The sequence below is a fragment of the Nonomuraea sp. NPDC051191 genome, from assembly GCF_044455665.1.
GTDB lineage: Bacteria > Actinomycetota > Actinomycetes > Streptosporangiales > Streptosporangiaceae > Nonomuraea.
The window spans coordinates 331,886-353,451 of the sequence record NZ_JBITEZ010000001.1 but is presented as its reverse complement, the minus strand read 5'-3'; the positions used below and the strand labels follow the sequence as shown (position 1 = coordinate 353,451).

The 21,566-nt window shown below is 71.4% G+C and carries 20 protein-coding genes; 9 read left to right on the top strand and 11 right to left on the bottom strand.

Annotated elements, in window-relative coordinates; translation table 11 throughout:
• Positions 1–33 precede the first annotated feature (33 nt).
• Positions 34–1,011 (top strand): NAD(P)-dependent oxidoreductase, encoded by a 978-nt coding sequence (locus ACIA8R_RS01490; protein ID WP_357693463.1) that lies wholly within the window; start codon positions 34–36, stop codon positions 1,009–1,011.
• On the opposite strand, the gene ACIA8R_RS01485 is transcribed toward ACIA8R_RS01490, so the two are convergent.
• Entirely contained in the window at positions 983–1,285 is a 303-nt protein-coding gene (locus ACIA8R_RS01485; protein WP_357693465.1) for a hypothetical protein, read from the bottom strand. The genes ACIA8R_RS01490 and ACIA8R_RS01485 overlap by 29 nt on opposite strands.
• 124 nt (positions 1,286–1,409) lie before the next feature.
• Between ACIA8R_RS01485 and ACIA8R_RS01480 the strand changes: the two genes are divergently transcribed.
• Positions 1,410–2,822, top strand: coding sequence for a methyltransferase (locus ACIA8R_RS01480; RefSeq protein ID WP_364084239.1), 1,413 nt, complete (start codon positions 1,410–1,412; stop codon positions 2,820–2,822).
• Between the two features lie 257 nt (positions 2,823–3,079).
• Here the strand turns inward: ACIA8R_RS01480 and ACIA8R_RS01475 are convergent, their stop codons facing one another.
• The 3 genes from ACIA8R_RS01475 to ACIA8R_RS01465 form a co-directional block, all read right to left on the bottom strand.
• Entirely contained in the window at positions 3,080–6,082 is a 3,003-nt protein-coding gene (locus ACIA8R_RS01475; RefSeq protein WP_397035877.1) for an AfsR/SARP family transcriptional regulator, read from the bottom strand.
• Between the two features lie 254 nt (positions 6,083–6,336).
• On the bottom strand, positions 6,337–6,981 hold the full coding sequence (locus ACIA8R_RS01470; protein WP_352318377.1) for a GNAT family protein: 645 nt from the start codon (positions 6,979–6,981) through the stop codon (positions 6,337–6,339).
• Between the two features lie 141 nt (positions 6,982–7,122).
• Positions 7,123–8,409 carry a pyridoxal phosphate-dependent aminotransferase gene (locus tag ACIA8R_RS01465; RefSeq protein ID WP_364083736.1) on the bottom strand — a complete coding sequence of 429 codons (1,287 nt, stop codon included), beginning with the start codon at positions 8,407–8,409 and terminating at the stop codon, positions 7,123–7,125.
• Between the two features lie 79 nt (positions 8,410–8,488).
• Here ACIA8R_RS01465 and ACIA8R_RS01460 point away from each other — a divergent pair, with 79 nt between their 5' ends.
• From ACIA8R_RS01460 to ACIA8R_RS01450, 3 genes are read left to right on the top strand one after another with little or no spacing between them, the layout of a single operon-like run.
• Positions 8,489–9,424, top strand: a complete 936-nt coding sequence (locus ACIA8R_RS01460; RefSeq protein ID WP_357693473.1) for a LysR family transcriptional regulator — start codon at positions 8,489–8,491, stop codon at positions 9,422–9,424.
• A gap of 9 nt (positions 9,425–9,433) precedes the next feature.
• Positions 9,434–10,105 carry a ribonuclease HII gene (locus ACIA8R_RS01455; RefSeq protein ID WP_364083740.1) on the top strand — a complete coding sequence of 224 codons (672 nt, stop codon included), beginning with the start codon at positions 9,434–9,436 and terminating at the stop codon, positions 10,103–10,105.
• Positions 10,106–10,122: 17 nt separating this feature from the next.
• Positions 10,123–11,103 carry an LLM class flavin-dependent oxidoreductase gene (locus ACIA8R_RS01450; RefSeq protein WP_357693477.1) on the top strand — a complete coding sequence of 327 codons (981 nt, stop codon included), beginning with the start codon at positions 10,123–10,125 and terminating at the stop codon, positions 11,101–11,103.
• A 35-nt stretch (positions 11,104–11,138) separates the two neighbouring features.
• Here the strand turns inward: ACIA8R_RS01450 and ACIA8R_RS01445 are convergent, their stop codons facing one another.
• The 3 genes from ACIA8R_RS01445 to ACIA8R_RS01435 form a co-directional block, all read right to left on the bottom strand.
• A complete protein-coding gene (locus tag ACIA8R_RS01445) occupies positions 11,139–11,525 on the bottom strand; it encodes an SCO5389 family protein (protein WP_357693479.1) in 387 nt (128 codons plus the stop codon).
• 77 nt (positions 11,526–11,602) lie between these two features.
• Entirely contained in the window at positions 11,603–12,532 is a 930-nt protein-coding gene (locus tag ACIA8R_RS01440; protein WP_364083747.1) for an ArsA-related P-loop ATPase, read from the bottom strand.
• Positions 12,533–12,632: 100 nt separating this feature from the next.
• On the bottom strand, positions 12,633–13,964 hold the full coding sequence (locus ACIA8R_RS01435; RefSeq protein ID WP_397035876.1) for an LCP family protein: 1,332 nt from the start codon (positions 13,962–13,964) through the stop codon (positions 12,633–12,635).
• A 178-nt stretch (positions 13,965–14,142) separates the two neighbouring features.
• Between ACIA8R_RS01435 and ACIA8R_RS01430 the strand changes: the two genes are divergently transcribed.
• Both ACIA8R_RS01430 and ACIA8R_RS01425 read left to right on the top strand, forming a co-directional pair.
• Entirely contained in the window at positions 14,143–14,871 is a 729-nt protein-coding gene (locus ACIA8R_RS01430) for a class I SAM-dependent methyltransferase (RefSeq protein WP_397035874.1), read from the top strand.
• 41 nt (positions 14,872–14,912) lie between these two features.
• Complete coding sequence (locus ACIA8R_RS01425) at positions 14,913–16,343, top strand: MFS transporter (RefSeq protein WP_397035872.1); 1,431 nt, start codon at positions 14,913–14,915, stop codon at positions 16,341–16,343.
• Here the strand turns inward: ACIA8R_RS01425 and ACIA8R_RS01420 are convergent.
• The 3 genes from ACIA8R_RS01420 to ACIA8R_RS01410 all read right to left on the bottom strand — a co-directional run bounded on the left by ACIA8R_RS01420 (position 16,321) and on the right by ACIA8R_RS01410 (position 18,672).
• Entirely contained in the window at positions 16,321–16,887 is a 567-nt protein-coding gene (locus ACIA8R_RS01420; RefSeq protein WP_397035870.1) for a hypothetical protein, read from the bottom strand. The genes ACIA8R_RS01425 and ACIA8R_RS01420 overlap by 23 nt on opposite strands.
• 42 nt (positions 16,888–16,929) lie before the next feature.
• The gene (locus tag ACIA8R_RS01415) at positions 16,930–17,604 is read right to left on the bottom strand and encodes a hypothetical protein (RefSeq protein ID WP_357693491.1); all 675 of its coding nucleotides are present in this window, start codon (positions 17,602–17,604) and stop codon (positions 16,930–16,932) included.
• Between the two features lie 84 nt (positions 17,605–17,688).
• A complete protein-coding gene (locus ACIA8R_RS01410; protein WP_397035868.1) occupies positions 17,689–18,672 on the bottom strand; it encodes a polyprenyl synthetase family protein in 984 nt (327 codons plus the stop codon).
• Positions 18,673–18,801: 129 nt separating this feature from the next.
• Here ACIA8R_RS01410 and ACIA8R_RS01405 point away from each other — a divergent pair, with 129 nt between their 5' ends.
• On the top strand, positions 18,802–19,752 hold the full coding sequence (locus ACIA8R_RS01405; protein WP_397035866.1) for a serine hydrolase domain-containing protein: 951 nt from the start codon (positions 18,802–18,804) through the stop codon (positions 19,750–19,752).
• A 5-nt stretch (positions 19,753–19,757) separates the two neighbouring features.
• Here the strand turns inward: ACIA8R_RS01405 and ACIA8R_RS01400 are convergent, their stop codons facing one another.
• A complete protein-coding gene (locus ACIA8R_RS01400) occupies positions 19,758–20,711 on the bottom strand; it encodes a zinc-binding alcohol dehydrogenase family protein (protein WP_397035864.1) in 954 nt (317 codons plus the stop codon).
• A gap of 82 nt (positions 20,712–20,793) precedes the next feature.
• On the opposite strand from ACIA8R_RS01400, the gene ACIA8R_RS01395 reads away from it, so the two are divergent.
• On the top strand, positions 20,794–21,381 hold the full coding sequence (locus ACIA8R_RS01395) for a helix-turn-helix domain-containing protein (RefSeq protein ID WP_364083767.1): 588 nt from the start codon (positions 20,794–20,796) through the stop codon (positions 21,379–21,381).
• The last annotated feature ends 185 nt before the right edge of the window (positions 21,382–21,566 follow it).

Below are 21,566 nucleotides of genomic sequence, written 5' to 3'. Positions count from 1 at the left end.
TCTGAGTACCGTCTGTGGTGTTATTGTCCAAATGTGAGAAGACCTCGGGCTCTGGTACTGCCCGACCTGCCGGAGAGCGCGCTCGCCCGCCTGGGCGAGGTCGCCGACGTGGCCGAGGCTCCTCCGCGGCCCAGCGTCGGCTTCACCGACGAGCAGCTCGCCGACCTGGTCATCGAGACCGGCGCGAACGTGCTCATCACCGACGGCGACCAGGTTCGCACCTCGGTACTCGGACTTCACATCGACATCGTGGCCAGCCTGGGCGCCCCCACGGGCGTGGACCTGCGCCTGGCCGCCGAACGCGGGGTCACCGTCCTGCACGCCCCCGACCGCGACCCGGAGGCGGTGGCCGAGCTGACGCTCGCGCTGCTGTTCGCGGTCAGCAGGAACATCGTCACCGCCGACCGTGAGGTGCGCAGGGGCCGGGCGCACCGCGGCAGGGTGCCCCCGGCCCAACGCCACCGCGGCAGACGGCTCACCGGCCGCACGCTGGGCATCGTGGGCCTCGGACGGATCGGCCGGGCCATGCGCTGGCGCTGCCAGGGGCTGGGCATGCGGGTGGTCACCTGCGACCCGTTCGTCCCCGAGGCCACGCACACCCTGCCCGCGCTGCTGGCGGAGGCCGACGTGGTGTCGCTGCACGTGCCGCTGACCCCGGACACGAGGGGCTTCTTCGGCTACAGCGAGTTCGGCGCGATGCGCCACGGCGCGATCTACCTCAACACCTCGCGCGGAGCCCTGCACGACCTGACCGCCCTGGTGGACGCGCTGCGGCAGGGCCAGGTCGGCGGCGCCGGGCTCGACCACTTCGAGGGCGAATGGCTCGATCCGGCCCACCCGTTGACCAGGCTGCCGAACGTCGTGCTCACGCCCAGACTGGGCGAGGCCACCGGGGAGAGCCTGGAGGAGCTGGCGGAGGCGCTGGTGGAGGACATCGCGCGGCTGCTGCGGGGCGAGCCGCCCGCCTACGCGTGCGCGCCGGTCAGGCCGGTTGCCGGATCCGCGTCCTGACCTGCCAGCGGGAGCGGTCGAGGGAGATGTCCAGCCGCAGGTCGCCGCGCTGCCTGCGCAGGCCGGGCACGCGCACCCGGTCGTGGACGTCGAACCTGCCGCGCGAGGGATAGCCGAACCCCAGCTCGCCGGGCAGCACCCGCAGGTCGTCGCGGTTGCCGCAGCGCGGGCAGGTCCACGAGACGAGGTCCAGGCCACGGTTGTAGTCGGAGCAGGCGTTGAAGTACTCGTCGGGCCCGAATCGCGATTCGCAGGCCAGGCAGGGGATCAGCATGGTGGCGCGCTCCTCGGTGCGGCGTCTTGCACCCTTAGAGATACCGCCACCCACTTGTCCATGGCTTGCAGAACGCTTGGGGGTGTACGTAACAGTATGAGCACTGTCGGTGGCTGGTGAAAGGATGGTGTCCGTGGAACGACTGCGCCATCACCTCCTCGAAACCGGCTACACGATCGACGGCGTCCGCGACCGGCTCGGCGCCATGGCGGCCTCGGCCCTGGCGCGGGAGGAGCTCGTCCCGGCTCTGCGGGCGACCGCCGACGGTGACCCCCTGGCCACCCTGATCAGGCTCTGGTGGCTCGGCGTGCCGGTCCCGGCCAGGGCCGTGCCGGCCGCCGTCCTGGAGTCGGGCCTGGTGTCGGCCGACGGCGACCTGATCAGGGCGACCGTGCACCTCCAGCCCTGGGAGACCGGCGGCTACGTGGTCTCCGACCGCAAGGTCCGGCCCGGCGACCCGGCGCTGCGGGCCGACCACGTCGTGGGGGCGGGCGGCGCCTCGGCCAACCTGGCCCAGCTCGTCACCAGGCGTGCCGTCCCGCGCGCGCTCGACCTCGGCACCGGCTGCGGCGTCCAGGTGCTGCACCTGGCCGGCCGCGCCGAGCAGGTGGTGGCGACAGACCTCAACCCGCGCGCCGTCGAGCTGGCCCGGCTGAGCTGGGAGCTGTCCGGCGTGCCGGGTGTCGACGCCCGGGTGGGGTCGATGTTCGAGCCGGTCGAGGACGAGCTGTTCGACCTGGTCGTCAGCAACCCGCCGTTCGTCATCGCCCCCGGGGCCGAGCGCACGCTGACCTACCGCGAGTCCGGCGGCGAGGCCGACGACTTCTGCCGCGACCTCGTCCGCCGCACCCCGCGCCACCTGGCGCCCGGCGGACAGGCCCACTTCCTGGCCAACTGGCTGCACGTCGAGGGCGAGGACTGGCACGACCGGGTGGGCGGCTGGCTGCGCGAGACCGGCTGCGACGCCTGGGTCGTCCAGCGCGACGTCCAGGACCCGGCCGAATACGTCGAGCTGTGGCTCAAGGACGCCGCCGAGCAGGGCACCAAGGGCTACACCGACCACTACGACCGGTGGCTGGCCTGGTTCGACGAGCGCAAGGTCGAGGGCATCGGCTTCGGCTGGATCACCATGCGCAACTCGGGCACGCTCGACCCGGTCGTGCGCGTGGAGCACCTTCCCCACCAGGTGGCCCTCCCGGTCGGCGACTACGTCGACGACGTGCTCGACGCGATCGCCGCCGCCCACCGGGCCGCCGACCTCGACGGGGCGCTGCTGCGCACGGCAGAAGGGGTGCTCGACGAGCGTGTCGGCCTGCCCGGCGCCGAGGACCCGATCCGGATCGTGCTGCGCCAGACGCAGGGGCTGCGGCGCAGCAGGGAGGTCGGCACCGTCGAGGCCGCGCTGGCCGGCGTGTGCGACGGCGACCTGGCGCTCGGGCCGCTGCTCAACGTGATCGCCGAGCTGGTCGGCGACGGCGAGATCCCCAACGCCGACGCGATCCGGCCGCTCATCGCCGAGGGTTATTTCCTGCTTTGATTCACCGTTGATCCGACGTTGACCCCCCGGGTGGAAGCTCTTGACCGAGACGCGGGCCTGGGGGGTTCAAAGGTCCCGTGTCGAGTCCGGCCGGTCGTCTGATGTGAGGCGGCTAGCCGTCACGCGAAGCATCCGGATGACCGGGCCCCCTGGCGACGCGTGGCGGTCAGGATGACCGGCCGGGCTGCCATCGGCATTGACGAAGGACAGCTGTGATCAACCATGTGTGGATGACACGTCTGGACGACGAGCTGTACTCAGGACTCGACGACGGACCGTTCGACGGCGAAGCCGTCCAGCAGGAGTTTCAGGTCGCCGGCTTCGGGGGCGCCGAGCCTGGTGAAGACGTCGTAGGCCTGCCGGAGGCAGTCCAGGCTCCGCCCGGTGCTGCCAAGTCCGCGTAGCGCCCGGCCGAGCACGGTGAGCGAGAGCGCCTCGCCGTACGGGTGGCCGATCTCGCGCGAGACCACGAGGGCCTGCTCGGCGTGGCGTACGGCGTCGGGGTAGCGCCCGGCGGCGATGAACGTCTCGGCCAGCCGGGAGCACACGCGCTGCTCCCAGACGCGCTGCTTGCTGGAACGGAAGAAGGCCAGGCACTCGGCGTGGTGGTGCACCGCCTCGGTGAGCCGGCCGACCCGGCTGAGCACGATGCCCAGGTGGTAGCGGGCGCGGGCGGTGCCGGCGCCGCTGCCGATCTCGGTGAAGATGGCCAGGCCCTTCTCCGCCGCCGCGATGGCGTCGTCGGCGTGGCCGAGGCCCAGGTGGTCGCGGGCCGAGTAGCTGAGCACCAGGGCCTCGCCGGCGGGCACGCCGTTCTCGCGGTAGTAGCGGGAGGCGGCGTCGAACAGGGCCAGGGCCTCGGTGTGGCGGCGCTGCCGGCCGACGACGACGGCCAGCGCGTTGAGCACCTCGCCGGTGACGATCTTCTCGTGGCGGGCGTCGGAGAGCTCGTACACGCGGCGGAAGTGCGTCTCGGACTCCGAGAGCCGGTTGCTCGCGAACAGCACGCGGCCCAGCACGTAACGCGAGCGCAGCTCGCTCGCCTCGTCGTCCAGGCTCAGCGCGGCGGCGAGCACCGCGCGGGTGCCCTGGTCGAACTCGCGGGTGTGGGTACCGGCCTCCAGCAGCGGTTCCATGGCCACCAGCATGTCGGCGGCCGGTAGCAGCTGCTCGCCCGTGGGGGATGCGGTCGCGGCCTGGTTGATGGCCGCGAACAGCGAGTCGCCCTCGGAGATCAGCCAGGCCACGGCCTCGTCGACGGAGGTGAAGGTGAGCCCGCTGCCGACCACGGCCAGGTTGTCGGGGATCATGCTGCCCTCGTAGGCCAGCTGATGGGCGGACCGGGACGAGGCCAGGTAGAAGCCGAGCAGCCGGCGCAACGCCAGCGACTTGTCCTCGGGACGCTCGGTCTTGTCCAGGACGCGCCTGGCGAACAGCCTGAGCAGGTCGTGGAAGCGGTAGCGGCCGGGCGCGGTGGCCTCCAGGAGGCTCATGTCGACCAGCGACTCCAGCAGCTCCTCGGCCTCGTACATGGTCATCGCCAGCACGGCCGCGGCGGCGCCGATCGAGATGTCGGGGCCCTTCGGCAGGGACAGCAGGCGGAAAGCGCGGGCCTGGGCGGGTTCGAGCTGGCCGTAACCGAGCGCGAACGTGGCCTCGACGGCCAGGTTGCCCACGCGCAGCTCGTCGAGGCGGCGCTGCTCGTCGGCCAGCCTGGGCACCAGCGAGGCGACCGTCCAGGAGGGGCGGGCGGCCAGCCGCGCGGCCACGATCCGGACGGCCAGCGGCAGGAATCCGCAGGCGGCGACCACGTCCATGGCGGCGCCGTGCTCGGCCGCCACCCGCTCGGGACCGGCCACGGTGGAGAACAGCGACAGCGCCTCGTCCGGCTCCATGACGTCGAGGTCGATCAGCCTGGCCGCGGGCAGGTCGGCCAGCTTGGCCCGGCTGGTGACGATCGTGGCGCAGCCCGGCGAGCCCGGCAGCAGCGGGCTGACCTGGTCGGCGTCGCGGGCGTTGTCCAGCAGCACGAGGATGCGCCGGTCGGACAGCAGCGAGCGGTAGAGCGCCGAACGTTCGGCCAGGCCGTCGGGGATGACGTCAGGGGGGACGCCGAGCGCGCGCAGGAAGCCGCCGAGCGCCGACTCCGGCGCGGTCACCTCGTCGCTGTGACCGCGCAGGTCGGCGTAGAGCTGGCCGTCGGGGAACAGGTCGTCGGCCGTGTGCGCCACGTGGACGGCCAGCGTGGTCTTGCCGACGCCGCCGATGCCGCACAGCGCCACCACCGGCACGCCCTCCGCCGACGACTGCGAGGACAGCAGGGTGTGGACGCGGACGGCCACCTCCTTGCGCCCGGTGAAGTCGTTGACCGCGGCGGGGAGCTGCGCGGGACGCGGCAGTTCGAGCGCGGGCGGCTCCTCCTCGGCCTCGTGCTCGTCGGCGGCCTGCTCGGCCGCGGACGGGGGAGGCGTGAGGGCGAGCGCCGGGTCGGCGGCCAGGATGCGCTGGTGGAGCGTGGTCAGCTCGCTGCCGGGCTCGATGCCCAGCTCGTCGATCAACGCCTCGCGCGTCTCGGTGAACACGTTGAGCGCGTCGCCCTGCCGTCCGCACCGGTAGTAGGCCAGCATGAGCTGGGCGCGCAGCCGTTCGCGCAGCGGGTGCTCGGCGGTGAGCGCGATCAGCTCGGACACGACCGCGGCGTGGTCGCCCAGCTCCAGGTCGAGGTCCATGAGGGTCTCGATGACGCTGACGCGGCGTTCGGCCAGGCGGTCGCGCTGGTGCTCGGCGTACGGGCCGACGGCTCCGGCCAGCGGCTCGCCCTCGAACAGGGTCAGCGCGGCCCGCATGCCCTCGGCGGCGGCGGAGAGGCGGCCGGACTTGCGCGCGGACTCGGCCTCGGCGATGCCGCGTTCGAAGCGGGTCAGGTCGAGGGCGTCGTTGGGCAGGCGGAGCGCGTAGCCGCGGCCGATGGAGGTCAGCAGCTCGGGGCGGGAACGGGCGGGCCTGTCGGGTTCGAGGACCGTGCGCAGGCGGGAGACGTACGTGCGCAGCGCGCCCAGGGCGCGGGGCGGCGCGTCCTCGCCCCAGACGGCGTCGATCATCTCGGCGGGCGAGACCGCCCGGCCCTCCCGCAGGAGCAGCATGCCGAGGATGGAGCGTTGCAGCGGGGTGCCCAGGTCGAGTTCCTGCCCCTCGCGCCACGCGCGGACGGGACCGAGCACGGCGAACCGCAGCCCGCCCTCAACGCTCTGACCAGCCATGCCGTCTGTCTCCTGGGCAATGGAACGATTTGTGTCCAAATGATAGATCCAGCACTACTCACCACCTAGAGCTGGGCTGATCACCGAACGACCCGTTGATCCGCCTTTGATCCGGTGTTGACCGCGCCTCCGCATGCTGATGGTGGGCCGGACATGACACACCGACACGGGGGCGTGTCATGTAGAGCCGATGGGGACGCAGAAAAATACAGGCCCCGCCCGGAAAAGTATGGGCGGGGCCGTTGCCGATGTTCCTACGCTGCCTCTACCAGTCCGAGCCGCATGGCCAGCCGTTCTCGGACGAGCGGCCATTCGGAGTTCAGGATCGAGTAGAAGGCCGTATCTCGGACCGTGTTGTCGGCGCCTCGGCTATCCGCTCGCCGCACCCCGTCGAAGTGTGCGCCGAGGGCCTCGATGGCGGCCCGGGATCGGACGTTCCTGACATCTGCCTTGAGTGTGATGCGGTGGACGTTCCAGGTCTCGAAGGCGAGCGAGAGCATGAGGAACTTGCTCTCCCGGTTGACGCCCGTGCCCTGGGCGCAGGCGCCCAGCCAGGTGTAACCGATGTCCGCCACGGACGGGATGTCGCCCACCGCACCCCGTGTACCCGGAGGCCAGGGCATGGGGCCCTGCCAATACTCCAGGTGCATGAGACGGGTGGCACCGACCACGCGGTCGGTGTTCAGCCACCGGATGGCGAAGGGCAGCGTGCGGCCCTCCGCCTGCTCAGCCATGGCGGCCTCCACATAGGAGACCATCTCGTCCCGGCCGTCCGGGACGCGAGTGAAGGCGTAAGTGGAGCGGTCTTCACTCGCCGCGGCGACGAGATCGTCGATCACCGCGTGGCTGAGAGGTTCCAGGCGCACGGAGCGCCCGGACAAGGTGACAAGAGCGGGCATGAGCACATGATGAGGCTCACGCGGGGCGCGTGTAACCAGGCTCTCGGCACCATCTTTCCCGGGTTTCTTGATGTGCGGTGTTTCCGCAGGTCAGAGGGCTGATTTGGTGGATGGTAAACCAGCTCTTGGGGAAAGATTCGCCTAACCGTGACATGGCGCCGGGACCAGCGCCGGGTGCCGTTCACCGACGACGCCGTGACGGACCAGGGACAGCTCCTTCAAGCCCATGGACAGATGATTCAGATTTGCCGCGATCCACGGGAGTTGAAGGGGATCGGTGCTGGTCAGGGCGGTCATGCGCTCTTCGGGCGTGTCGCCGTAGAGCAGGCTCACCGCCACGCGTACGCGGGCGGCCGACGGGTCGTCACCGAAGGCGTGTCCGGGAAGGACGCCGATGCCGTGCTCGTCCAGCAGGATCCTGGTGAGGTCGGCGGAGCCGCCCAGCCTGAGATGGCTCAGGTCGGGATAGAGGTAGAAGCCTCCCTGAGGTCGCGGCACCGAGGCGCCGATCTCCGTGAACCGCTCGTGGACGGCCCGCGCCACGATGCCGTGCAACCGGCGGCTGGCGGCGACGCGGTCGGTCAGCTCGCGCGGCTCCTCGAAGGCGTAGGTCGCGGCCTCCTGGACGGGCGCGGCCGGCGCCGACCAGATCTCGCTGGCCACCGCCAGCAGCCGGGTACGCAGCGCGTGCGCGCCCTCGGGCAGCCGGGCCACGCCGATCCGCCACCCGCCGAGCGCCAGGCTCTTGCTGAGCCCGGTGGTGATGATCGTGCGCTCGGGCGCGAGGTCGGCCGGCGAGGTGTAGACCGCCGACTCGTCGTGGACGAGGTCGCGGTAGATCTCGTCGGAGATCACGATCAGGTCCAGCTCGCGCGCCACGGCCGCCAGGCGGGCGACGGTCTCCGGCGTCGCCAGCCGGCCGGTGGGGTTGTCGGGCAGCGTGACCAGCAGGGAGCTGACGGTCCTGCCCTCAGCCCGCGCCCGGCGGACCGCCGTGACGACCAGGTCCGGGTCGGGGACCCCGCCCTCTCCTGGCGGTGCGGGCACCAGGATGGGGCGGGAGCCCACCAGATCGGCCTGCGCGGCGTAGCTGACCCAGCTGGGCATGGGCAGGACGATGTCGCCGCCGATCGCCAGGAGCAGGCCGTACAGCAGCGATTTGCTGCCCGGTCCGCAGACGACCAGCTCGGGCTCGGTCAGGAGCCCCCGTCGTGTCCAGTAGCCCGCTGCCGCGGCCCGGAGCCCGGACGCCCCCGCGACCGGCCCGTAGCCGTTGCGCTCGGAGGCGGCGGCCAGCTTGTCGCGCAGCGCCGGGTGGACGGGCAGGCCGGCCTCGCCGAAGGCCAGGTGCAGCACGCGTTCCCCGGCGCGTCGTCTTCGTTCGATGTCTTCGTTCGCCGCCAAGGTGGCGGACAAGGTCACCGTCATGTTTGTCACGTTCCCAGGGTGGTTGTATGAAGGCATCAGGACAAGCGAGGCTTTTTGTGGGTAGGCATAAGGAAGTCTGATGCTCGAATTCCGGCGTTTGGCACTGATCTGCGAGTTCGCTCGCCGTGGCAGCATCGCGGCCGCCGCCGAGTCCCTGGGCTACAGCCCGTCGGCCGTCTCCCAGCAGCTCGCGGCGCTGGAACGGGAGACCGGCACCGCGCTCATCGACAGGACCGCGCGCAGCGCGGAGCTGACCGATGCGGGACGCCGGCTCGTCCAGCACGCCGAACGCATCCTGTCAATGGTCGAGGAGGCCGAGTCCGACCTCTCCGCCCATGCGGGCACCCCTTCGGGGCGCGTCGTCGTCACCGCCTTCCCCACGGCGGCCGTGGCATTCGCGCCGGCGCTCGCGCGTTCGCTGCGCCGCCACACCGAGCTGACGCTCCGACTGGGCCAGAGCCGGTCAGGCCGGGGGATGCGGGAGGTCCAGTCGGGCGAGGTGGACATCGCCCTGGTGGACGACTGGTACGGCGCGGTCCGCGAGAGCGAGAGCCTGCGGGTCTTCCCCCTGCTGCGCGACCCCATCGTGCTCGTCGTGCCGCGCAGGCACCGGCTGGCCGACCCCGACGTGCCGCTCGACCTGCGCGAACTGCGCGACGAACCGTGGATGGCCACCCCCGACGGCGAGCCCTCGCGCCTGGCGGTGGACCGGCTGTTCCAGGACGTCGGCGGCACCCGGCCGACGCCCTGGGAGTTCGAGGGGCTGGGGACGATCCTCTCGCTCGTCGCCAAGGGCATCGGCATCGCGGCGGTGCCCGCGCTCGCGCTGGCCGCCGGGGTGCGAGGGCTGTCGGTGCGGGAGTTCCCCGGCAGCCCGGTCGGCCGCGACGTGCACGCGGTGGCCCGCAGGTCCAGCGTGCACCGGCCGTCGGTGTCGGTGACGTTGCGGGCGATCCACGTGGCCGCCCGGTACATCGCGGGCGATCTGGAACCGGTGACCCCGGCCGAGCGGTAGCGTCTGCGCATGGCGCCGACGTACGAGATCGAGCAGCTCCTGCTGTCCATGCCGAGCACCCGCACGGTCGCGGGCGTCGACGAGGTGGGCAGGGGCGCGTGGGCGGGGCCGGTGACGGTCTGCGCCGTCGTGACCGACCTGTCCGAGCCGCCGCCCGGCCTGACCGACTCCAAGCAGGTCTCGGCCGCCAAGCGGGGTCCGCTCGCCGACGAGCTGACCGCGTGGGCGGCCGGCATCGGGTTCGGCGAGGCGAGCCACGCCGAGATCGACGCGCTCGGCATGACCGAGGCGCTGCGCAGGGCCGCCCGCCGGGCGCTCGAAGCCCTGCCGGTGCGCCCCGACGCCGTGATCCTCGACGGCAAGCACGACTACATCGGCGCTCCCTGGCCGGTCCGCCTGGAGATCAAGGGCGACGCGGCCAGCGTCTCGGTCGCGGCGGCCTCGGTCCTGGCCAAGGTGCGGCGCGACGCGTACATGGGGCTGATCGGGCATGAGGAGTACGGCTTCGCGGAGAACGCCGGATATCCCTCGCCCGCACACCAGGAGGCCCTGGCCCGGCTCGGCCCCACGCCGCACCACCGGCTCTCCTGGTCCTACCTGGACGACCTGCCGCAATGGCGGCATCTGAAGCAGGTCAGGGATCCGCTCGTGGGTGAAGGGCAGGCCGCGCTGTTCGGCTGAGCCGTAGGATCGGGGGAGTGCGGATCGGGATCTTCGTCATCGCGGCGTGCTTTCCCGGCCAGGATCCCGGGCGGGTCCTGCGGAACTCGGTGGAGCTGATCGAGGCCGCCGAGGCGGCCGGGTTCCACGACGCCTGGATCGCCGAGCACCACTTCATGTCCTACGGCGTGTGCCCGTCGGCCGTCACGCTGGCCGCCGTGGCCGCGGGGCGTACCAGCCGGATCGGGCTCGGCACGGCGGTGAGCGTGCTGTCCTCGCAGCACCCCGTCGCGCTGGCCGAGCAGGCGGCCATGCTGCACCACCTGTCGGGCGGGCGGTTCACGCCCGGCGTCGGCCGGGGCGGCCCGTGGGTCGACCTGGAGGTGTTCGGCACCGGGCTCGACCGGTTCGAGCGAGGGTTCGCCGAGTCGCTCGACCTGCTGGTCGAGGCCCTGTCAGAGGGGTCGGTGGCGGCCGAGGGGGAGTTCTTCCGGTTCAGGGAGGTCGCCCTGGTGCCACGGGCCCGGCTGCGGCCCGTGGTGGCCTGCACGTCGGGCTCGACGGTGGCGCTGGCGGCCGAGCGCGGGCTGCCGATGCTGCTCGGCATGCACATCGGCGATCGGGAGAAGGCCCAGCTGGTCGCCGAGCACGTCGCGCGCGGCGGGAGCCCGGCGGGGCACCTGGCGGCGGGGGTGGCCCACGTGGCCGACTCCACCGAGGCGGCCGTCCGCGAGCTGAAGGAGTCGATGCCCGCGTGGCTCGGCCCCGGGCTGGCCGGCTACCTGCCGGTGGACGACCGGCCGCGCCCGGCACGGGACGTCGCCGCCTATGTCGACCTGCTGACGCGCATCCACCCGGTGGGCTCGCCCGCCCACTGCGCCGAGGTGCTGCTGCGCACGGCCGGGAGCACCGGCATCGAGCACGTCATCCTGACCGTCGAGGGCATCGGCGACCACCGGCGGGCCCTGGAGGACGTGCGCCGCATCGGCGCGGAGGTCCTGCCCCTGCTGAGGGGCTGACGGGCGAGCCGGGACGGCCCGGCTCGCCCATGGGTTCAGCAGTCGACCAGCTCCGGTTTCTGGTTGAGGATCTGGGCCCGCGGGGTCACGAACTCGTCGAGGGCCTTGGTGGCCGACGGGTCGAAGACGGCGACCCGGTGGCAGTTCTGGAAGGCCAGCCGTACGCCGAAGTGGCGTTCGAGCGCGCCGCGCATCGCGTCGCTCGCCAGACACCGCAGGAGCTGGCCACGGGCCTCCTCGGACGGCGGTGGCACCTGGTTGTCGGCGAACTCGGCTCCGCTGCGCTCGCGCTCGGTGACCAGCTCACTGATCATCGACCACGCGTAGGGGAGCGAGTCGCGGACGCAGGCGACGAACGCGGCGTCGTCCACGTCTCCGGCTCGGGCCTGGTCCAGCAGATCGTTCGGGACGGTCAGCGACATGCTGTCTCCTCTCGAAGGGGATCGAATCTGACGTTATGCGGGGGAAGAGGGTCGCTCCAGATGCCTGGAGGTGTGGTTTACGGGCCGTAGACGAAGTCAGGATCGATCTGCTCGGCCAGGTCGGCTCCCGTACGGGCGTTGGCCCACGCGCGGGCGTTGCGCAGGTGGAACTCCGCGGTCTGGCGGCCGAAGCGCGCCCAGTCCTTCTCCTGCCCGTCGAGCGTCTTGCACAGGACGGCGAGCGCGTCGAGGTTGGCCGGCTCCAGGTCGTCGAGGGTGAAGTGGCGGCCCTGCTCCATGGCGCGCACCGCCGAGGAGTGCTCCATCCAGGTCAGCAGGTCGTCGCCGACGTGCTCGCGCAGGAACTCCACGTCGGACGGCCCGTGGACCTTGTTGCCGACCACGGCGAGCGCGACGTCGTACTTGGCGGCGTGGTCGCGGTACTGCTGGTAGACGCTCACGCCCTGCCTGGTGGGCTCGGCGACGAGGAAGGTCAGGTCGAAGCGGGTGAACAACCCCGAGGCGAAGGAGTCGGACCCGGCGGTCATGTCGACCACGACGTATTCGCCCTGGCCGTCGACCAGGTGGTTGAGCAGCAGCTCGACCGCGCCGACCTTCGAGTGGTAGCAGGCCACGCCGAGGTCGTCGTCGTCGAACGGGCCCGTGGCCAGCAGGCGCAGGCCATGAGGGGTGGTCACGGCGTAGTCGAGCGCGGCCAGGTCGTCGAAGCGCAGCAGGCGCGAGCCGCGGCCCGGCGGGGTGGTCTTGACCATGGTCTCGGCCGAGGCGATGCGCGGGTTGTCGCCGCGCAGCAGGTCTTTGATCGCGGTGAGGTGGGCCCCGAGCGGCTCGGGCTGGGCGTCGAGGCCGAGCACCAGGGCCAGGTGCTGGTTGATGTCGGCGTCCATGACGACCACCGGGTCGCCCTGGCTCGCCAGGTGCCGTGCGAACAGCGCCGAGATCGTCGTCTTCCCGCTGCCGCCCTTGCCGACGAATGCCACTCTCACGTGCGCTCCCTGAAATGACGATGAAAATCGTTTCCGTTGGGCCCGGGCACCATCATGCCACACTCCGTACACGGGTGATGGCTGTCGGGAAGGTGAGGGTTCAGCCGCAGGCGGCGTCGAGGCTGACCGGGCTCTCCGGGTCCTGGGTCGGCTCGGCGGAGTGGTGCGCGCTCGCCGACCGGTTGGCGGGGCGCTCGTCCAGGGACTCGGAGACCTTGCGCCTGATCAGGTACCAGTCGGGCGTGACGGTGCTGATCAGCGGCGGGACGAAGCTCAGGCTCCTGATCCTGGCGTCCTTCACCTTGTCCGACAGCTCGATCAGGGCCGGCAGCAGGTCCTGGGGCACGTCGCTGGAGATGGCCCGCTTGGTGGCCGCGGCCAGCTTCTCGAAGCTCTTGAGCACGGTCATCGGGTCGGCCTGCTTGGCGACCGCGTTGAGCAGGCACTTCTGGCGGCCCATGCGGACGTAGTCGTCGCTGTCGGTGCGCGACCGGCCGTACCAGAGGGCCTCCTCGCCCGAGAGTTTGCGGGTGCCCGCGGGGAGCAGGCCCTCGCGGTACTTGCCGTACACGATGGGGTACTTGACGGTGACCCGGACGCCGCCCATCGCGTCGATGATCTCGGCGAACCCCTTCATGTCGACCATGGCGTAGTAGGGGACCGGGATGCCGAGGATGTCGCTGACGGTGCGCTTGAGCAGCGACGGGCCGCGCTTGCCCTTGGGGACGCCGGGGACCATGTCCGGGTGGTCCTCGGCGTACTGGAAGATCTCGTTGAGCAGGCCGGGGGTGTTGGGGCCGTCGCCGGTGAAGCCGAAGGGGAAGCGGCTCCGGGCCGGGCCGTGCGGGAGCTGGACCTTCTGCAGGTTGCGCGGCAGGCCGAACAGGGTGGTGGCGCCGGTCTCGGTGTCCACGCTGGCCACGGTCATGCTGTCGGTGCGCACGCCGGGACGGCCGGGGGCGGCGTCCGCGCCGATGAGGAGGAAGTTGACGCGCTTCGCGCCGTGCCACGGGTCCTGGGCGACGATGGGGGCGCTGTTGTCGGTGGGGGTGGAGAAGACGCTGCTGACGACGTCGCGGGACAGGTAGGCCAGGCGGGCCGCGTACGCGGTGGGGGCCAGGACGAGCGCGCAGAGGGCGGCTGCGAGCGTGGTGGTCAGGAAGCGTCCGGCGATGTCGGAGGAGTCGGGGCGGACGAGCAGGAACGAACGGATGATCACCGCGGTCCAGACGAGCGCGATCACGACCAGCGCCACGGTGAGCAGGGTGAGCCAACCGGGCTGGACCGCCAGCGACAGCAGACGCGTGCTGAACGCCGTGAACACCGTGAGGATGCCGGCGAGCATCAGGACGTAGGCTGCCATCAGGGCGATGCCCATCCGATGGCGGTGGGTGGCCAGGTGCGCCACCCCCCAGAGGGCGGCCGACGCCACCGTCAGCGCAATGCTCGCGCCTAGGCCGAATTCGCGATGTTTCCCTGTCATGCCTGGTCAAACCCCCAATGCCAGCCCATCCAAGTCACCATAGTTATTGCGTTGCGGCTCAATTGAGGGTGAAGGGGCAGTGTTTGCTCAATTCCTGGTCAAGACCATCTTGAGATATAACGTGAGAGTGAGCACTCGACACGGTAGCTACGGATTCGACGCACCGTGGGCCCTCGGCGGACTGTTCTTCGGAGCGATCGTCCTGCTGGCTCTCGCGGTGGTCTCCTTCATGCTGGACATCCCCGCCGCCGGGATCGCCTTCGCCTTCGGCGGGCTCTACACGCTGGCCAGCGCGGCCAGCTACCTCTACACCACCCGCCGCGGCAAGTTCGCCGTCTGGGGCGAGCTGCTGGAGCCGCTCGAAGGCGGTGAGCGGGTGCTCGACCTCGGCTGCGGGCGCGGCGCGGTGCTGCTGACGGCCGCCGCCCGGCTCACGTCCGGACGGGCCACCGGGGTCGACCTGTGGAGCCCGAAGGACCAGTCGGGCAACGCCGCGGCCGTCACCCTGGCCAACGCCGCGGCGGAAGGCGTCGCCGACCGGGTCGACCTGGTCACGGGCGACATGCGCGCCCTGCCGTTCGAGGACGGCGCCTTCGACGTCGTCGTGTCGAGCCTGGCGATCCACAACATCCCCTCCGCCGAAGGTCGCGAGCAGGCCGTCCGCGAGGCCCATCGGGTGCTGCGGCCCGGCGGGCTCATGCTGGTCGCGGACTTCCGGTACGTGCCCGCCTACGAGGACGTCCTGCGCGGACTGGGCGTGATCGACATCCGCGTGCGCGACCTCGGCGCACGCCTGTGGTACGGCGGCCCCTGGTTCGGCACCACCCTGGTCGAGGCCAGAAAAGCCGCCTTGTAGGGAACGTTTGCCGTTCGTTTACCGGGTACCCAAGTGCCCTTATGAGCGACGTGGAAACCGGCACGGTAACTACCAAAGTGCCCGCACGGCTGGACCGGCTGCCGTGGTCCTGCTGGCACTGGATGATCGTCATCGGTCTCGGGACCGTATGGGTCCTCGACGGGTTAGAGGTCACCATCGTCGGCAACCTGTCCGGGCAGCTCGCCAAGCCCGGCAGCGGCCTGGACATCACCCAGGCGCAGGTCGCCGGCTTGGCCGCGGCCCTTTATGTCGCCGGGGCCTGCGTGGGGGCCCTGTTCTTCGGCTGGCTGACCGACAGGTTCGGCAGGAAGAAGCTGTTCCTGCTGACGCTCGTGGTCTACCTCGCGGCCACGCTGATGACCGCCCTGTCCTTCGACGCCTGGTGGTTCTTCCTGTTCCGGTTCATGACCGGTTTCGGCATCGGCGGCGAGTACGCGGCCATCAACTCCGCGATCGACGAGCTGATCCCGAGCCACCACCGGGGACGCATCGACATCATCATCAACGGCAGCTACTGGCTCGGCGCGGCGGGCGGCGCGCTGCTGACCGTGCCGCTGCTGAACGACCTGCCGGTCAACATCGGCTGGCGGGTGGCGTTCGGGCTCGGCGTGGTGCTCGGCCTGGCCATCCTGCTGGTACGCAGGAACGTCCCGGAAAGCCCCCGATGGCTGTTCATCCACGGACGCGACCGCGAGGCCGAGCAGCTCGTGGACGACATCGAACGCCGGATCGGCGGCGACCTGCCCGAGCCGCGGGAGTCGATGACCATCCACCAGCGCAGGTCGATCGGTTTCCTCAGGATCGCGCACACGATGGTCGCGCTCTACCCCAAGCGAACGGTGCTCGGCCTGTCGCTCTTCATCGGCCAGGCGTTCCTGTACAACGCGATCACCTTCGGGTACGCCCAGATCCTGACCACGTTCTTCAAGATCGACTCGCACACCGGCTACTACTTCGCCATCATCGCGGTCGGCAACTTCCTCGGCCCGCTGCTGCTCGGCAGGCTCTTCGACACCGTCGGCCGGGTCCCGATGATCACGGCGACCTACATCGGCTCCGGGGTGCTGCTGCTCGGCACCGCCTGGCTGTTCGGCCAGGGCGCGCTGACCGCGATGACGCTGACCCTCTGCTGGTCGGCGGTGCTCTTCGTGGCCTCGGCGGGGGCGAGCGCGGCGTACCTGACGGTCAGCGAGATCTTCCCGATGGAGACCAGGGCGATGGCGATCGCGTTCTTCTTCGCGATCGGCACGGCCGCCGGAGGCATCGCGGGCCCGCTCGTGTTCGCCTCGCTGGTCGAGAGCGGCGCGCCGGGCGACACGGCGCTGGCGTTCTCCATCGGCGCGATCGTGATGATCGTCGCGGGGCTGGTCGAGCTGGTCTTCGGGGTCAAGGCCGAGCGCAAGGGCCTGGAGGAGATCGCCGCGCCGCTCACCGCCGCGCGGGCCGCATGACGCGCAGCACCTGGGTGCTGTCGGCCAGGTACAGGTGCGGAACGTCCACGAACACCCGCATCGGGCCCCGGTCCAGCTCCAGGCCGCGGGCCATGGTCGCGTGCACCTCGGCGAGCGGCAGGTAGTTGAGGTAGCTGGTGAAGGCGTTCTGGGAGCGGAAGGTGGCGGTCATGACGAGCGCGCCGTCCCGGATCCGGAACGCCACGCCGATCAGGCACGGCACCGCGTCGTACGGCTCGCCCGGGGTGGTCAGCGAGATCCACGCGCTCTTGCTGTACGGCTTGACCCGCAGCAGGTCGGCGGCCCAGGCGAGCTGCCCCCTGATCCGCGCGCCGTAGCTGTACTTGAACGGCGGCACGACCACGTCCTCGCTGAACTTCCTGCTGTACAGGGCCAGCCTCTCGGCGTCGCCGTACCGCGCGATGATCGGGTCGTCGCCCCTCACCTCGGCGATCTCGAACAGCACGGACGGCGCCTCGATCACGGGGCCGCGGTCGTCGTCGGCGAGGGTGCCCGCCGTCCAGACATGTCGCATCATCCACATCCACGCCTCCCCACATGACGCCCATGACGCAGGGCCGGGCATTCAGGTCTCCTGATTCGGGAACTCGTAGGGGTTGTGCGGGAGCCGGCGTCGCCTGGTCACGTTGCAGCGCACGTAGTAGACGGCGTAGTGGACCAGCGCGACCAGGAGGACGCCGAAGGTGAGCATGAGCAGGTTGGGCGCCTGCCCGCAGAGGCCCGTGAGGCCCACCGTCAGGTAGGTCGAGTTCGCCAGCGCCAGTGTCATCACGTTGATCCCGGGCCAGGCCAGCGGCGCGTACGTCTCCGGGAAGCGCGGGTCGGTCGGCAGGTTCGGGCTCCAGCCGAGCCGGTCCTTGAGCCTGGAGGCGTAGAGCAGGCGGAAGTTGTTGATCGCGCGGGCCGTCCTGGCGTGCGCGTCGACCGCCTCGATCAGCCGCAGGAACGGCAGCACGCTGAGCACCCCGAACGCCGTGACCAGGGCGAACAGGTACCACGGCACGCGCTGCCAGTCCGTGAGGCTCTGCGGGTCCACCACCTTGGCGCTGGTCAGGGCGATGGCCGCCAGGAACGGCCCCGACAACAGGCTCAACGCGAGCCTGGTCATCTTCAGCCGTTCTTCCTTCGCGGCCAGGTGGACCGCGTAGATGCCGGTGAAGTCCACGGCGGCGAGCTGGAGGAAGTGACTGGACTCAAGCCCGTCGTCCCGGATCATCATGCGAGGGGGGATCTTTCGCATGTGCGCTCCTGTAGTGCGTGACTCCAGTATTAGCGCGATTCACCGGGTTGTGGAGGCGATTCCTACCAATTGTTCCAACAAATCTCAACCGACGCCCGTCAACTGCGACGACATCCTCGCGACGTGGTCGATGTAGGCCGTCGGGAGGCCGTACAGGAGGGTCGCGATCTCCTTGTCGTGGATCACCGGCAGGGCGGCCAGCGCGTCGGAGGCCAGGCCGCGGCAGAACTCCAGCGTGTTGGGCACCAGGTCGCCCGCGCGCAGCCTGCGCAGCGCCTCGGCCACCTGCTCGCCGGTCATGTCACGGCCGAGCAGGTCGCCCAGGTCGGTGCCCGACAGCAGCAGCGGCAGGCTGTAGACGCCCTGCCGCAGGTCGTTGCCGGCCGGCTTGCCGAGCTGGGCGCTGGAGGCGGTCAGGTCGAGCAGGTCGTCCAGCACCTGGAAGAGCAGCCCGAACTTCTCGCCGTACGCCGCCACGCGGGCCCGGTCCTCGGCGGAGGCCCGCGCGCAGACGGCCGCCACCAGGCAGCCGGCCCGGAACAGCGCGGCGGTCTTGCCGGTGATCGAGCGCAATGCGCTCTCCCGGGTCCTGGCCGGGTTGAACAGCTCGCTCGTCTCCAGGTACTGGCCCTCGGCCAGCTCGACCACGGTGGCCGCGAGCACCTCGGCGACCGGCCTGGAGACCGCGGTAATGGCCGCCAGGCCCGCCCTGGCCAGCATGAAGTCGCCGATCACCAGCGCCTTGCCCTCGCCCAGCTCGGCGTTGAGCGTACGGGTGCCGCGCCGCTCGGTCGCCCGGTCCATGAGGTCGTCGTGCACGAGCGAGCCGGCGTGGATGAGCTCGACGCAGGCGGCGGCCGTGATCACCCGGCGGTCGGGGGCCCTGCCGAGGGCGAGCGAGGTCGCCAGCGTCAGCGCCGGACGCAACCGCTTGCCTCCGGCGCCGACGATCCGCCCGGCGCCCGCGTTGATCCCCGGCAGCGCGGACGAACCGCTGAGCCGCCTGATCCTGGCCTCGACCTTGAGCAGACCTTCGGCGACGGCGGGGCTGTTCACGAGTTGCTCCATGGGATCAAGCCTGCTCCTGAGCCGCTGTGCCGTGCCTGAGAGACGCTGAGGACGCTCTCAGCCCGAGGGTTGACCCTGACATCGTGTGAGCCGGTACGACAGGATGTCCCCCGGGCTTAGGAGGACATCATGGGAATGGCGGAGCGGGTCGAGGCGGCCCTGAACGCCGGCACGGCGCCCAACCTGCACGCGGTCGTGGTCATGCGGGGCGGCGAGGTCGTCGTCGAGCACTACGGCGCGGGCGTCGACCAGCGGATCACGGAGGAGCCCCGGCACGTCGTGTTCGACCGGGACACTCCGCACGACGTGCGGTCGGTCACCAAGAGCGTGGTCGCCCTGCTGTACGGCATCGCCCTGCGCGACGGGCTGGTGCCGCCGCCGGACGCCCGACTGGTGGAACAGTTCCCCGAATATCCGGATCTGGTGGCTGATTCCGAGCGGGCTCACCTCACCGTCGAGCACGCGTTCACCATGACGCTCGGGCTCGACTGGAACGAGGACCTGCCGTACACGAGCCCGGCCAACAGCGAGCTCGCGATGGAGCTCGCCCCCGACCGGTACCGGTTCGTCCTGGAACGCCCTGTGGTCGAGGAAGCCGGGAGGCGGTGGCGGTACTGCGGCGGCGCCTCGGCGCTGATCGGCGGGCTCATCGCGCGGGGCGCGGGCGAACCGCTGGAGGAGTACGCCACGAAGGTGCTGTTCGAGCCGCTCGGGATCACCCGGTCCGAGTGGACCAAGGGCGCGGACGGGGTGGCGATGGCCGCGTCCGGGTTGCGGCTGCGGCCCCTCGACCTGGCCGCACTCGGACGGCTCGTGCTCGGCGGCGGGCTCGGCATCGTCCCCGAGCAGTGGGTGCGTGAGATGACGCGGCCCCGCGTCGTCATCGACGGCACCTTCCGCTACGGCTACCAGTGGTACGTCAGCACCGGCGACCGGCCGTGGACCGAGGCCATCGGGAACGGCGGCCAGCGGCTGCTCGTGCTGCCCGGCGAGGAGCTGGTGGTGGCGGTGACGGCCGGCGACTACAACGGGGAGCAGGTGAGCGCCACGGCCGTGCTGGACGCCGTCCTCGACCGGTGAGCCGGTCACGGGACCAGCAGGACGCGGCCCGTGGCCGCCCGCGACTCCAGGAGGCGATGGGCCTCGGCCGCCTCGGCCAGCGGCAGGGTCCCGTGGACGGCGGCCCGGCTGCGACCTGAGCCGAGCCGGGCGAGCATCTCGGGGTAGTGCGTGCCGAACACCTGGCCCGCCCAGCCGGGGCCGCTGCAGCCCACGACGGTCAGGCCGCGCTCCATCAGATCGGCGGCCGTGACGGCGGCGGGCTCGCCGCTGAGCATGCCGTAGAACAACATCCGTCCGGTGCCGGGGACGAGCCGGTCGAGCACCCGCCGGGCCGACGCGCCGCCGATCGACTCGAAGACCACGTCGATGTCCGGCAGCGCGTCCGGCCAGGCCGGGTCGCCGTGGTCGACGGCCTGGTCGGCGCCGAGGTCGAGGGCCCGCCGCAGCTTGGCCGGCGAGCCGGCGGTGGCGATCACCCGGGCCGCCCCGAACTCCTTGGCGTGCGCCACCACGTGCCCGCCGACCGCGCTCGCGCCCGCCTCGACCAGCACGGTCTCCCCGCCGCCGAGCCGGGCCCGGTGCAGCAGGGCGAGGGCGATCGCGCCGGGCGCGGCCCCGGCCAGGGCCTCCAGGGGCGTCACGTCTTCGGGGACGGGGCAGGTCATGGCGGCGGGCATGGCCACGTACTCGGCGTAGGCGCCGAGGCCGCCGGTCACTCCCACGCGCACGGTGCCGAGCAGGCCGCCGTCCACGCCCTCGCCCACCTCGACGACCTCGCCGACCGCCTCCGCGCCGAGCACGGCGGGCAGCGGCAGCGGGAACGGCAGCGCGCCCGAGCGGATCTGCGTCTCGGCATGGCTGACGCCGATCGCCTGCGCGCGGACGACGACCTGGCCCGCGGCGGCGCGTGGGCGGGGCAGATCCACGGGTCGCAGGGCCTCGGGGCCGCCGGTCGCGTCGAGCTGGATGGCGAGCATGGTTGTTCCTCCCATATCTGAACCGCTGGTCCAGTTAATATATGGACCGCTGGTCAACTTGTCCATGGGAAACAATGACCGGATGGAACGTCGAGAGCGGGCCGACGCCGCGCGCAACAGGCGGGCGATCCTGCGGGCGGCCGAGGAGCTGCTGCGCCTGCACCCGCCCGAGCAGGTCTCCGTCGAGCGGGTCGCGGTGGCCGCGGGCGTGGGCAAGGGGACGGTGTTCCACCGCTTCGGCAGCCGTACGGGCCTGATGCGGGAGCTGATGAGCGAGCGGGCCCACGAGCTGGACCAGGCGGTGGCCGAGGGGCCGCCGCCGCTCGGCCCCGGAGCGCCGCCCGTCGAACGGCTGGTCGCCTTCCTCGGAGCGGTGGCCGAGCTGGCGGCGCGCAACGGCAACCTGGTCGCCGCGCACGAGCACGCGGTGGCGACGAGCAGGTCCGAGCCTCGCGAGGCCAACCCGATCTACGTCGGCTGGCACCGGCACGTCACCGCGCTGATCACCGAAGGACGGCCGGACGTGGACGCGGACGAGATCGCCCACCTGCTGCTCGGGTCCCTGCACATGGAGCCGATCGCGAGCCGGCTGCGCGCCGGGGACAGCGCGCGCCTCGCCCGCAGCTTCGCCGCCCTCGCCGAGGGGCTGCTCGGCAGGCCCGCGCCTTAGAGCCTGCTGACAAAGGCTTTAGCGCTCGTGGCTATGGGACCGTCGAGGGCTGGCCAGATCTTGTTGATGTCGCCCTGGTGAGACCATTGAGACGGCTGGACTCGGGAAGCTGTTGACGTTCTCGATCCCGAGGGTCTCGGCCGCAGCGACCAGATCCTTCGTCAGCAGGCCCTCAGGTTCATCTT